14 protein-coding genes are annotated in these 13567 nt (G+C 32.4%); 6 read left to right on the plus strand and 8 right to left on the minus strand.

Translation table 11 applies throughout. The annotated features are described in order from the left end of the window. The first annotated feature begins 183 nt into the window (after positions 1–183). On the plus strand, positions 184–696 hold the full coding sequence (locus ABD715_RS04680; RefSeq protein WP_344786938.1) for a gamma carbonic anhydrase family protein: 513 nt from the start codon (positions 184–186) through the stop codon (positions 694–696). A gap of 113 nt (positions 697–809) precedes the next feature. Here the strand turns inward: ABD715_RS04680 and murI are convergent, their stop codons facing one another. From murI to ABD715_RS04720, 8 genes are all read right to left on the minus strand, one after another. Then, positions 810–1589: a glutamate racemase gene (murI, locus tag ABD715_RS04685; RefSeq protein ID WP_344786939.1), complete on the minus strand. Its 780-nt coding sequence runs from the start codon at positions 1587–1589 to the stop codon at positions 810–812. Between the two features lie 68 nt (positions 1590–1657). Next, on the minus strand, positions 1658–2164 hold the full coding sequence (locus tag ABD715_RS04690; RefSeq protein ID WP_344786940.1) for an OmpH/Skp family outer membrane protein: 507 nt from the start codon (positions 2162–2164) through the stop codon (positions 1658–1660). Positions 2165–2195: 31 nt separating this feature from the next. Then, complete coding sequence (locus tag ABD715_RS04695) at positions 2196–3191, minus strand: OmpH/Skp family outer membrane protein (RefSeq protein WP_344786941.1); 996 nt, start codon at positions 3189–3191, stop codon at positions 2196–2198. Positions 3192–3458: 267 nt separating this feature from the next. Next, positions 3459–6110, minus strand: a complete 2652-nt coding sequence (locus ABD715_RS04700; RefSeq protein WP_344786942.1) for a BamA/OMP85 family outer membrane protein — start codon at positions 6108–6110, stop codon at positions 3459–3461. Next, positions 6046–6783, minus strand: coding sequence for an undecaprenyl pyrophosphate synthase (gene uppS, locus ABD715_RS04705; protein ID WP_344786943.1), 738 nt, complete (start codon positions 6781–6783; stop codon positions 6046–6048). The genes ABD715_RS04700 and uppS overlap by 65 nt, the downstream gene beginning before the upstream one ends. Position 6784: 1 nt before the next feature. Further along, the gene (porG, locus tag ABD715_RS04710; RefSeq protein WP_344786945.1) at positions 6785–7471 is read right to left on the minus strand and encodes a type IX secretion system protein PorG; all 687 of its coding nucleotides are present in this window, start codon (positions 7469–7471) and stop codon (positions 6785–6787) included. A 99-nt stretch (positions 7472–7570) separates the two neighbouring features. Beyond that, positions 7571–8455 (minus strand): NAD kinase, encoded by an 885-nt coding sequence (locus ABD715_RS04715; protein ID WP_344786946.1) that lies wholly within the window; start codon positions 8453–8455, stop codon positions 7571–7573. Between the two features lie 4 nt (positions 8456–8459). Continuing rightward, complete coding sequence (locus tag ABD715_RS04720) at positions 8460–9119, minus strand: CBS domain-containing protein (protein ID WP_344786947.1); 660 nt, start codon at positions 9117–9119, stop codon at positions 8460–8462. Between the two features lie 92 nt (positions 9120–9211). Between ABD715_RS04720 and ABD715_RS04725 the strand changes: the two genes are divergently transcribed. The 5 genes from ABD715_RS04725 (at position 9212) to clpP (ending at position 13513) form a co-directional block, all read left to right on the plus strand. Then, positions 9212–9925, plus strand: coding sequence for a pyridoxine 5'-phosphate synthase (locus ABD715_RS04725; RefSeq protein WP_344786948.1), 714 nt, complete (start codon positions 9212–9214; stop codon positions 9923–9925). After that, positions 9925–10689 carry an alpha/beta fold hydrolase gene (locus ABD715_RS04730; RefSeq protein ID WP_344786949.1) on the plus strand — a complete coding sequence of 255 codons (765 nt, stop codon included), beginning with the start codon at positions 9925–9927 and terminating at the stop codon, positions 10687–10689. The genes ABD715_RS04725 and ABD715_RS04730 overlap by 1 nt, the downstream gene beginning before the upstream one ends. A 32-nt stretch (positions 10690–10721) precedes the next feature. Beyond that, positions 10722–11069 (plus strand): phage holin family protein, encoded by a 348-nt coding sequence (locus ABD715_RS04735; RefSeq protein ID WP_344786950.1) that lies wholly within the window; start codon positions 10722–10724, stop codon positions 11067–11069. A 287-nt stretch (positions 11070–11356) separates the two neighbouring features. Then, positions 11357–12685, plus strand: a complete 1329-nt coding sequence (gene tig / locus ABD715_RS04740) for a trigger factor (RefSeq protein ID WP_344786951.1) — start codon at positions 11357–11359, stop codon at positions 12683–12685. A gap of 153 nt (positions 12686–12838) precedes the next feature. Then, positions 12839–13513 (plus strand): ATP-dependent Clp endopeptidase proteolytic subunit ClpP, encoded by a 675-nt coding sequence (clpP, locus tag ABD715_RS04745; protein WP_344786952.1) that lies wholly within the window; start codon positions 12839–12841, stop codon positions 13511–13513. Positions 13514–13567 lie beyond the last annotated feature (54 nt).

Below are 13567 nucleotides of genomic sequence, written 5' to 3' on the forward strand. Positions count from 1 at the left end.
CCTCTGCAAAAGCAGAAATTTACATCTAAAAAGTAATTTAGATTTTGTTATTTTGTAACCACTAGTAAGGCTTGCAATGTAGTATTATTTTATTTTTTTTAGAACCTCTACCCTTATAAGTTATTTACAAATACACCCAGATTTTAACAATTATACAACAACACAATACTAAAACATAAAATTATGCCAGTTATACTACCCGTAAGAGGAAAAACACCCCAAATAGCTAACGATTGTTTTGTAGCAGAAAATGCTACCATTGTTGGCGATGTAACCATGGGAACCCAATGTAGTATTTGGTTTAGCGCAGTAGTTCGTGGCGATGTAAACTTTATTAAAATGGGCAACAAGGTTAACATTCAAGATGGTGCAGTAATTCATGGCACCTACAAAACCGCGCCTACAACTATTGGCAACAACGTATCTATTGGCCACAACGCGTTGGTACACGGTTGCACCATTAAAGACAATGTTTTAATAGGTATGGGCAGTATAATTATGGATGGCTGTGTAATAGAAAGCAACTGTATTATTGCTGCAGGAGCAGTAGTTACCAAAAATACCATTGTAGAATCTGGTAGTATTTACGCTGGGGTCCCTGCGAAAAAAGTTAAAGATATTAGCCAAGAATTAATCTCGGGAGAAATTAATAGAATTGCCGATAACTATATTAAATATTCAAGTTGGTTTAAATAATACTTTTATGGCGTTACCACAAAGGTCGCGCTTTCACTACTCAATCTTTTTGCAAAAAGGCAAAAAGGATTTCAAACAAACCGTTCAATCACTAACGCAAAGCATCGTTTCTATTAAAAATCTAGAAACTTAACATAAGGCTCACCATTTAAAAGCCCTCTTAACACCTCTGGATTACCGTTAGTATAGAATTGAGAAGTAACACCTACTGTGGCTGTATTAATTAAATTATTTTGTAGTAAAACAGCTTTAGTTTGTCTTGCAACAGCCTCACCAGAATCGATTATATTAACCGTTTTTGGAAGCATTTTAGACAGTATTGGCATTAAATAAGGGTAATGTGTACAACCTAACACTAAATAATCTATATCGGCCTTTATCATAGGTTTTAAATAAGACTCTAATAATACTTTCATTTGGTTAGAATTTAAAGCCCCTTCTTCAATAAGCTCTACAAGGCCTTCTCCTACTTGCTCTATAACTTTAACATGACTCGCAAACTCATCAGATGTTTTAGAAAACAACGCACTACTTAGCGTACCTTTAGTTGCCAAAATACCAACCGCATTTGTTTTTGTTCTAAGCGCAGCAGGTTTAATAGCAGGTTCTATGCCTATAAACGGTATTTTATAATTTGCTCTAAGGTATTTAATAGCATTTGTTGTAGCTGTATTGCATGCTACAACAATAAGTTTACAACCTTGGCTTAATAAATATTCGGTATTTTTAATGCTTAATTTGGTTATTACTTCTTCCCCTTTTGGGCCATAAGGCGCATTAATACTATCGGCCAAATAAATGGTATTCTCGTTTGGTAAAAGCTTATTAATAGCTTTCCATATGGAAGTACCACCAACGCCAGAATCAAAAATACCAATAGGTTGCTGTTTCATATATAACAAAAGTAAAAAAGCTGCCTTATTATAGGCAGCTTTTAAAAATTTTATTTTAAAGTAGAGATTTAGATACCCAATTCTTTTTTAACGTCATCAAGTAAGTTTTTACCATCAGCTAAGATTGTAACACCTTGAGCAGAATCTAAAACATAATCAAAACCTTGTGCTCTAGACACTTTTAAAATAGCTGCTTTAGCTTTTTCTGTTATAGGTTTTAATAAGTCCATTTCTTTCTTTTGCATGTCTTGTTGTGCTTGTCCTTGAAATTGACGAATATTTTGCTCCATAGTTTGTACCTCTTGAGCTCTTTTTGTATTTTCTTCTGCTGTTTTGGTTCCAGCTTCAGAGTCGTATTGTTTCACTTTATTTTGAAACTCTGTGCCCATTGTTTGTAAATCTGTTTGGTACGTTTTGGTTAATGCTTCTAGATCTGCTCTAGCTGCTTTCATTTCTGGCATCGCTTGAATTAATTCTTGCGTGTTTATATGCGCAACTTTGCTTTGAGCTTGTGTAAAACTTACTGCTCCAAAACATAATGCAGTTGCTAATAAAAAAGTTCTAAATTGTTTCATTTTTAAATAGTATTAATTGTGTTATAAATTATTAATTGTTATTCAAACTGTCTTTTGCTTTTTGACGGTCTTCTATAATTTTCTTTTTCTTTTCTTCTAAAGCCTTTTTACGAGCTTCTCTTTCGGCCAATTTTTTTAACCTATTTTCTTCTATAAGTTCTGCTCTTGTTTTAACCGGCTCTTTATTATCGTTTGCAGACTCTTCTGCGCCTTCTTTAGCCTCTTCGCTTTTGCTTGTTACACCATTTTTCCTGTCTAAAGCAGCTTGTTTAGCTTTTGCACGATCGTCTAATATTTTTTGACGTCTATCTGCTGCTGCTTTTACTTTTGCAGCACGAGCATCTAATTTTTCTTGCCTAGCTTTCTCTAACGCGCTTTCTCGTTCTGCTTTCTTTTCTTCTAGTGCTTTTTGGCGCGCTTCTAATTCTTCATTAATTTCTGGAACTAATTCTTCCTTTTCTGCTGCCTTACGCTCAAACTTAGATTGCGCTTGCTTCCTTTTAGATGTTCTGCTAATACTTCTTAAAACTATTTCGCTCAAATCGTATTGCTTAGCAGAGTACAACATAACAACATCTGCTGCTTTATCAAATATAAAATCGTATTTTTTACTCGCAGCCATATCTTGTACTGCAGCAAAAATTTGATCTTGCACAGGTTGCATCAATTGTTTTTTCTGAATCATTAAATCGCCATTAGGACCAAATCGTTTTTGTTGGTAATCTAATATTTCGGCTTCTTCAAAAGCAATATCTTCTTCACGCTCGTCAATAAGCTCTTGAGTTAATAATACTTTCTCGTTGCTTAAATCTTTTCGTTTTTGTGCTATTTCGGCTAATTTTCCTTGAATATCAATTTTCCATTTTTGAGCTTTCGTTTCAACTTGACTCATAGCTTCCTGATACTCTGGAACATTTTCTAAAATATACTCTGTATCTATATACCCTATTCTTACACCTCTTTGCGCATGTAGAGATAAAGAAAGCGTAAATACAAATGTCAATAAAAAAAGAACGTTACTCTTCATGTGATAATAATTATTTTTTTTATTTATCACATGTAACTCGCATTTATTATTATTTTTTAACTTCAATATTTTTAACAATGCTCGTTTCATCTGTTTTAATATTTTAATATTTATTAGCTCTATAAATTCTAAATATGACAGATGTTTGTTTTCTGCCTTTTTGAATTACATCTTCAAAATTAACGAATTTTAATCTTAAAAATTTTAATTCTCATGCAAAACATCATAATGCTTATAGAAAATATCATGCCAAAATAAATTTCACGTCTAAAACTGTTGTCCAATAATGAAGTGTGTTTCCCATCCATGCTTGGTTCCAGTGTCTCCTTGAATGGTATCGAAACCATGACCAAAATCGATTCCTAATAAACCAAATGCTGGCATAAAAATACGAACACCTAAACCTGCAGATCGTTTAATTTCGAACGGATTATAATCTCTAAAACTATTAAAAGATGCTCCTCCTTCAAGAAAACCTAAGGCATATATTTTTGCTGATGCTTTTAAAGTGATTGGGTAACGTAGCTCTAACGAGAATTTATTATAGATACTACCTCCATCTTGATCTGACAAAGATTGGTTTGGGTAACCACGTAAGGCAATAGCTTCTCTACCGTCTAAACTATAGCTTCCTAATCCATCTCCACCAACAAAGAATCTTTCAAAAGGGATAACACCTCTATCGTTATTATATGCTCCTAAGTAACCAAACTCCATACTTGGTTTTAAAACTAAGTTTTTTGTAAGCTCTGTATACCAATCGCCTTTAAAGTTAATTTTATAAAACTCTAACCACTTGTAACGCTTTTGATCAATTTCTCCAATTCTATCTTGTGCTGCTGTTCTATCTTCTGTAGATCTTGTTGTATCGTCTCTTACTACCTCGGCAGCATCTCTTTCATCTTTTAAATCTGAATAATCTACACCATCAAATAAAGAATATGGAATACTTGCTTTTGCAGTAATTGAGAAGTTAGATCCTCCTGTTGGAAATATAGGGTCTATACGTGTATTATTTCTACTTAAACCAACTGTGTACGACAGGTTTTTTGCACTACCGTCTCCAAAGGTAAATAAACCTGTATTGTAATTGTTAAGGTCGTAAATCTGGTAACTTACTGCTTGCGATAATGTAAAATAATCGTCTGGCACAGTTAAACGTTTTGCTAAACCTAAAGTAATACCTGTTATGTTAAAGCTTTTACTTTTATCTGCGTTTCCTGTTGTGTAATCATACAAAAATTGTTTTGTATGCGATATAGATGTAGAAAACTGTACGGGACGTTTACCACCTAACCAAGGCTCTGAAAAAGAGAAACTATATGTTTGGTAAAAACGACTAGCTTGTAAACGCAATGCCAACTTTTGACCGTCTCCCATTGGGATTGGCTTATAAGCATCTTTTTTAAAGATATCTTTAATAGAGAAGTTATTAAAAGATAAACCAAGTGTACCTATAAAACCACCACCACCGTAACCACCTTGTAGTTCTATTTGGCTAGATCCTGTTTCTTTTACAGAATACTCCATATCTATAGTACCTTCGTTGGGGTTCGGGTTATTAAAGTTTGGTGTAATTTCTTGAGCATCGAAAAAACCTAATTGCCCAAGTTCTCTTACTGTACGTACAACATTTGCCTTACTATATAATTGTCCTGGCCTGGTACGTATTTCTCTATAAACAACATGATCGTTTGTTTTATCGTTACCTACTACAGAAACACTATTAAAGTGTGCTGCTTTACCTTCGGTAATTCTAATTTCCATGTCAATAACATTTCCATCTGCACTAACCTCTACTGGGTTTATAGATGAAAATAAATAACCACTGTTTTGGTATAGGTTTGTAATATCGTCTGCATCTGGCTTAGAGTTATCTGCAATTCGTTTTTCTAACAAAACCCCATTATATGTATCGCCTTTTTTAATACGAAGCATACGGTTTAATTGTTGATCTGTATAAACAGAATTACCTATAAAATTAATATCTCCAAATGTGTATGGTTTACCCTCTTCTACTTTAATGTTAAGAGAGATTGTTTTATCGTCGTTTACTACAATACTATCAGAAATAATACGTGCATCTCTATACCCATTTTCTGCAAACTTAGTTACAATATTAGTTAAATCTGCTTGGTATGCAGAATCTATAAATTTAGAGCGTTTTAATAAACGGATACGTTTAATTTTCTTGGTACCTTTCATGGCTTTTCTAAGCATTTTGTCGCTTAAAGCTGTATTACCTTCAAAATTAATATCTTTAATTTTAACCTTTTCTCCTTTATCTATAGCAACAACCATTTTTACACGAGCCTTTTCTAGAGAATCTTTAACCTCGATGGTATTAATATTAACCTTGGTGTTATAAAACCCGGTTTTTTTATACTTTTTTACTAAAAAGTTTTTGGTTGTTGTTATAAGGTTTTCGGTAACTTTAGTACCTTTTTTTAGTTTATTTTCGTTTATAATACCTTCAACTTTACCTTTTTTAACACCAGTTATTTTAACTTCTGTGAGTATTGGTAAATCTGAAAGACGAATTTGTAAATGAGCTACATCGTTTTCGACTTTAGCAATATAAATTTCTATATCTGCAAATAATTTAGAGTTCCAAAGTTTTTTAATGGCGTTGCTAATATCTTCTCCTGGCACGGTTATTTCTTTACCTTTTCTTAGCCCAGAATAAGCAACAATGGTTTGTTCGTTAAAAGAGGTGTTGCCTAAAACAGAAACACTACCTAAGGTATATTTTTTACCGTTATCGTAATTTAAATCTTGACCATAAACACTAAAACCAAGTACAATTATAAATAGAGTAATGGCTTGTTTTATATATCTTTTTAATAAATGCTTATTAAAGTTGTTCACTTGTTTTCCCAAATCGTCGTTCTCTTTTTTGATATTCAATAATAGCATCATACAAATGTGTCTTAGTAAAGTCTGGCCAAAGTACATTTGTAAAATATAATTCAGCATAAGCAATTTGCCACAATAAAAAATTACTTATTCTTTGCTCGCCACTAGTGCGAATAAGCAAGTCTACATCTGGTAAATTTTGCGTGTAAAGATGCTCATTAATAATCGATTCATCAATTATTCCGGGCGAAATTATATTATTTTTAACTTTAATACTAATTTCTTTAACAGTGTTTATGATTTCTTCCCTTGAACCATAACTAAGTGCTAGGGTTAAAGTCATTCTACTATTACCTTTTGTTTGCTCCATAACTTCTTCTAACTCATTACGAACCTTGTCTGGCAAAGTGTTTAAAGAGCCTATAGCAAACAGTTTTATATTGTTTTTTTGAAGCGTTTTTATTTCTTTTTTTAAAGAAGAAACAAGAAGTTTCATTAATGTTTTTACTTCTAATTTTGGTCTATTCCAATTTTCTGTAGAAAACGCATAAAGAGTTAAATTCTCTACACCTAACTCGGCACAGGCCTCAACTGTTGTTCTTACAGATTTTGTTCCATTTTCGTGACCAAAAGCACGAAGCATTCCTTGTTGCTTTGCCCAACGCCCATTACCATCCATAATAATGGCAATGTGTTTAGGTAGTATTTTACTAAGTACTTGTTCTTTTAAATCCATTTTAATTTACGCAATAACAAGGATTAAGTCCGAAAGTATAGGTTAAGGTAATACCAGAAAACATATACCAATCGTTATTATTAATATTACCAAATCTAAAAGATTGGTTAGCATCGTTATTAGGGTTACTCCCATCTAATGCGTCAGAAAAAGTATAACGCGCACCAACCTCTATGCCTAGTATTAATTTATCTATAAATGTTGTTTTAAAACCAAGCACCATAGGTATTCCGTATGCCCAACTCGAAGTGTTTTCTTGAATTTGTTGTCCATTATTAAAATAATGGTCGTCGTGTTTAGCAACACTTATACCAGAGTATAAGTATGGTGTAGCTACTTTTCTACCAGAATGCAGGTTAAAATCTAAAAATGTAAATTCCATACCTACAGATAACTCTGTTATTTTGCTAGAAAACTCGTAGCCACGTTGCACACGTCTTGGGTCGTCTGAGTTTACATCTATGCCCTCTAACTCGCTAAACAACAACGAAAACCTATAAGAATGCCTTGAACTTCTATTCCATTTATAAATACCACCTATAGCCAACTGATTTGGAGAAACATAGTCTGTTGCCCCTACATCTCCAATAAAGTTGCTTCCACCAATAAAAAGTCCAATTTCGTTAATTTGAGAATGACTAGCTTCAGCGCTTAAAATGCTTAATATCAATAAGATTAAATACCTCATAAATGTTCAAAAGTTTGCAAATATAATAAATAAGATTTGACTGTTACAATTTGGAGTAAACAGTATTTGTCTAAAACAGCTTTTCTTATAAATTATTGCCTAATTTCTCTTGTCTTCGCCCCAAAGTAGTTTTTTACGAAGCGTAGAGAAAAAAGACTCGTCTAACAAATCAATCATTTTAATGGTAAAATTTGCTTTTTTTATTTTTATGAGTGTTCCGTTTTCTAAAGTAGCGATTCTAGAATCTAAAGAAATTAAATGGCTCTCTTCTCTACCATTAACCTTAAGTTGTATTTCTGTAGAATCTGGAATAATTAATGGTCTTGCACTTAAATTATGCGGTGCAATAGGTGTTAGTACAAAATTATTTGCACCAGGCGTAATTACTGGCCCACCACAACTTAAAGAGTAGCCTGTAGAACCTGTTGGTGTAGATACAATTAAACCATCGCTCCAATACGAATTTAAAAACTCATCGTCTAAATAAGTATCAACAGTAATCATAGCTGTCGAGTTTTTTCTGCTTACTGTAATCTCGTTTAAAGCAAAGCTCATCGCTTTTATGTCTTCATTTTCTGGCGATGTTTCTACAGAAAGCAAACTACGTTCGGATATTTTATAATGCCCGTCTAAAATATTTTGAATAGCTTGCTCTATGGCATCTACTTGAATGGTAGCTAAAAAACCTAATCTACCCGTATTAATGCCTATAATAGGAATACCTAAATCTTTAACAAACATGGTAGACCTTAAAATAGTACCATCGCCACCAATACTAACTAAAAAATCAAAAGATTTGTCGAGTTCTTTAAAAGTATTGTATGTATTAAAGTTTTGTATACCGTGATCCTCTATACCAATAAGCTCATGAAAATGAGTTTCTATAAAAGCATCAATTCCTTTTTTATTTAAATAATTAAATAGCGTTTCTACCGATGCCGATGTGGTATCGTTGTAATATCGTCCAAAAATGGCAACCTTCATAAAATTACATGTTTAAATATTTATTTAAATAATCAGAACGCTCTTTTAAACTTTGCGTATAACTATCTTCTTCGTGCCCAGATACAATATTATAGCTATATCGCCTAAAGGTTTGAATAATATCATTTAAACCCGTATTACCTATTTTAAGCGTTACTTGTACTAAGTCGTTTTTCATTTTAGAAATAAAAGCACCTAGTAGTTTCCCGTTATTAGACTCTACAATTTGACTTATTTCGCTAAACGAATAATCGTTAATACCTTTTTCTACAACTAAAACGCCTCCTGCTTCAAACAAAAATGGCGATTCGTTAAATAAACTAATTATATCTTTAAGCTCGTAATAACCTAAATACCTGTTTTTTTCACTTAAAACCGGCATAATATTAGACGAGTTCTGTGCAAAAGCCTCTAACACATCCAACCACATTGTGTTTTCTCTAACAAAAAAACTTTCTATGGCATACATATATTCAACTAAGTTTTTTTCGCCTTCAAAACAATGCGCATCAGTTTCAAAAAACAATCCCATAAAAGTTTCATCCTCATTTTTAATAGGAATATGAGAATACGACAATTGATTAAATAATTGCTGCAACTCACTTACTTTAGCATTGCTAGCCAGTGGTTTTATGTCGTTAATTATGTATTCTGAAAGTTTCATCTTTAAATGGATATTTCCTTATGCAAATTAATTAAAAAAATAGCACTTAAGCCTGTTCTACTTTGTATTTTTGCAACATAAATAGTAATATTATGACAAAGTTAAGTGTAAATATTAATAAGATTGCCACATTACGCAACTCTAGAGGAGGCGATGTACCTAATGTGGTTAAGTTTGCAAAAGATGTACAACGTTTTGGAGCAGAAGGCGTCACTATTCATCCAAGACCAGACGAACGCCATATACGCTATCAAGATGCACGCGACCTAAAACCAGAAGTTTATACCGAGTATAATATTGAAGGCAACCCTATAAAATCTTTTTTAGATTTAGTATTAGAAACCAAACCAACACAAGTAACCCTTGTTCCAGATGCAGAAGATGCCATTACAAGTAATGCGGGTTGGGACACTATAAAACACAAAGATTTTTTAATTGATGTAATAAAAGAATTTAAGCAAAATGGCATTAGGACATCTATTTTTGTAGACCCTGTTTTAGAGCAAATTGAAGGCGCTAAAGCTACAGGAACCGACAGAATTGAGCTTTACACCGAAGCCTTTGCACACCAATACAGTTTAAGCAACAAAGAAGCTATAAAACCTTACACAGCTTGTGCCGAGCTAGCTAATAAATTAGGTTTAGGCATTAATGCTGGCCACGATTTATCTTTAGACAACATAAAGTTTTTTAAAGAAAACATCCCTGGATTACTTGAAGTATCTATTGGCCATGCCCTAATAGCCGAGAGTTTATATCTTGGCGTAGAAAATGTTATTCAAATGTATTTACATAAATTAAAATAATGCTTTTACACTCTAATATTTTAGGCGAAGGTAAACCTTTTGTTATTCTACATGGTTTTTTAGGCATGAGCGATAATTGGAAAACACTTGGACGTCAATTTAGCGAACAAGGCTACCAAGTGCACTTAGTAGACCAACGTAACCATGGCAGAAGTTTTCATGATAATAATTTTAATTACGAAATTCTTGCCGAAGATTTAAAAAACTACTGCGATACAAACAACCTAACAGATATTGTTTTGCTAGGCCACTCTATGGGTGGTAAAACAGCCATGTTGTTTTCTACACTTTATCCAGAACTTGTTTCTAAGCTAATAATAGCCGATATTTCTCCGCGTTTTTACCCTGTACACCACGATGCTATTTTAAACGGATTATCTGCTTTAAATTTTGACATTATAAAAACTAGAGGCGAAGCAGACAATTTTTTAAGCAGCTATGTAGACGATGCTGGTACACGCATGTTTTTACTTAAAAATTTATATTGGGTAGAAAAAGGACAATTAGGCTTACGCATAAATTTAGAGGTTTTAAAAAATGAAGTTGAAGAAGTGGGCGAATCTTTACCAAGTTACGCAACCTTTAATAAAGACACACTGTTTTTAAGAGGAGACCGATCTGAATATATTGGAGTTGGCGATGAAACTATAATTAATAACCATTTTACCAAAGCAGAAATTATTACAATCTCTAACGCTGGACACTGGTTACATGCAGAAAACCCTAAAGACTTTTTTGCTGCTGTGGTTGGTTTTATTAGTTAATTTTTGTTTGTATATTTAATAAAAATTCAAAAATGAAATCTATAATAAAACTATTATTAAATGCGCTAGCAGTAGTCATTCTTTCAAAAATTCTATCTGGCGTTAGCGTAGAGTCTTACACAACAGCCATTATTGTTGCTATTGTTTTATCGCTACTTAATCTTTTAGTAAAACCAATTTTGGTTATTTTAACATTTCCTATAACTGTTTTTACACTTGGTTTGTTTTTACTAGTAGTTAATGCCATTATTATATTTCTGGCCGACTATTTAATAGATGGCTTTTCGGTAAGTAGCATTTGGATTGCCATACTGTTTAGCATCCTACTATCTATACTTCAATCTTTGCTTCATACCCTACTAAAAGAAGATAAAAAATAAATAAATTTTATTGTTTTTAGAATATAAAACTATTCTACAGAAGAATTCATTCAGATTTCTTTACATAATTTTAAGGAAATCACATAAAATCAAGCAATTAAAAACTTTGTTAGGATGTAAAAATATATTATTTTTGCATCCCAATTTTAATAGCGAAATTTTTAAACCTTCAACCCTTAAAAAGTCCTATTAAAACTGTTTTTTTCCATAAAAATTGGAAATTTAAAAATTTCAGGTTGTAAAAAAACCGTTTGTTAAATGCCAAAAAAGGCTTTATATCATTTAAAATGAATATTACAAGAGAAAACGTTGATGCATTAAATGCTGTAGTAAAAGTAGATATCGCAAAAGAAGATTACAGCGATAAAGTTGAAAAAATCTTAACAGATTACCGTAAAACTGCAAATATTCCTGGTTTTAGAAAAGGTCACGTACCAATGGGAATGGTAAAAAAGCAATATGGAAAAGCAGTATTAGTTGACGAAGTAAATAAATTATTACAAGACGCGTTAAACAAATATTTAACAGAAGAAAAACTAGATGTTCTTGGGCAACCATTACCTAAAGATCAAGATTTAGATTGGGATTCTGATAATTTTTCTTTTGAATTCGAATTAGGTTTAGCACCAGAATTTGAAGTTAACTTAAAAGGAAAAAAAGCTATCGATCAATACAACATCGTTGCAGACGATAAAATGATTGACGAGCAAATAGAGCGTATTCAAAAACAATACGGCAAATTAGTATCTCAAGATGCTGTTGAAGCAGATAGCGAAATTACAGGAACTTACACTAACGAAGAAAAAGAAGTTAACAATACTACAACTATTACTTTAGACAAATTTAAAGGCAAAGCAACTGCAAAACAATTTGTTGGCGCTAAAGTTGGAGATGTTATTGTTTTAAAAACAAAAGGTCTTTTTGATGATGAGCACGATTTAATGGATGCTTTAAAATTAGGACACGACGAAGTTCATGATTTAGATATCGAAGTATCTTTTACAATCTCTGAAATTAATAAAAGAGAATTAGCCGATTTAGACCAAGAGTTATTCGATAAATTATTTGGTAAAGATGGAGGTGTAAACTCTGTAACAGAATTAAAAGCTAAAATTAAAGAAGATGCAGAAAAGCAATTTGTACAACAGGCAGACCAAAAGCTTTTAAACGACGTAACAGAATATTTAGTAGAAAATACTAAATTCGATTTACCTGCAGAATTTTTAACAAAATGGATGCAAACCTCTGGAGAAAAGCAAATTGATGCTGAGCAAGCAAAAGAAGAATATGAAAAATCTGAAAAAAGCTTACGTTACCAATTAATAGAAGGTAAATTAATTTCTGAGAACAACATTCAAGTAACTATGGATGACATTAAAGGTCATGCTAGAGAAATGATTAAAGCGCAAATGGCTCAATTTGGTCAAATGAATCCTTCTGATAAAGAATTAGACGATATTGCTGCTCGTGTATTATCTAACCAAGAAGAAGCACGTCGTATCTCAGAGCAATTAATTAGTCAAAAACTAATTAGCTTATACAAAGAAAAAGCAAATCTTAAAGTAAAAGAGTTAACATACGAAAAGTTTGTTAAAGAAGTTTACGGAGATAAATAAATAAGGAATAATTTCTTATATTTATAGGCGCTTTAATTTAAGGATTAAAGCGCCTTATTTATTGAGCATAGTACTGTAAAATTAACAGAACAATAAACTTAATAATAAATATTGAGGAACTTAACCCTAAAGTAAAACAACACAAAAAAGACTATGGATTACGCAAAGGAATTTGAAAAATTCGCTATAAAAGACCAAGGTATTAGCAGTACGTACTACAATAAAATAGTTAGTAGCATGTACCCGTCTAATTTAACACCTAATATTATTGAAGAGCGCCAAATGAACATCGCTATTTTCGATGTATTCTCGCGTTTAATGATGGATCGTATCATTTTTATGGGTACAGGTATTAACGACCAGGTAGCAAATATTATTCAAGCACAATTATTATTTTTAGAAAGTGTAGATGCTAATAAAGACATACAAATATACATAAACTCTCCAGGAGGCAGTGTATACGCAGGTTTAGGTATTTACGATACCATGCAATTTATAAAACCAGATGTAGCAACAATATGCACCGGTATGGCAGCATCAATGGGTGCCGTTTTATTATGTGCTGGCGCTAAAGGTAAACGAAGTGGCTTAACACATTCTCGTGTTATGATTCACCAACCACTAGGCGGTGCACAAGGGCAAGCAAGTGATATAGAAATTACTGCTAGAGAAATTTTAACCCTAAAAGAAGAACTTTACAACATTATTAGTAAGCATTCTGGTCAAGATTACGACAAAGTATACGCAGATAGTGATAGAGATTACTGGATGAAAGCTGATAAAGCGAAGGAATACGGTATGATTGACGAGATTTTAGCTCGTAATTAAATTAAAAATTGTAATTTTATACAATTCTTACAGAGGGATTTACATTAAATTTAT

The sequence above is a fragment of the Postechiella marina genome (assembly GCF_039538365.1).
Taxonomy (GTDB): domain Bacteria; phylum Bacteroidota; class Bacteroidia; order Flavobacteriales; family Flavobacteriaceae; genus Postechiella; species Postechiella marina.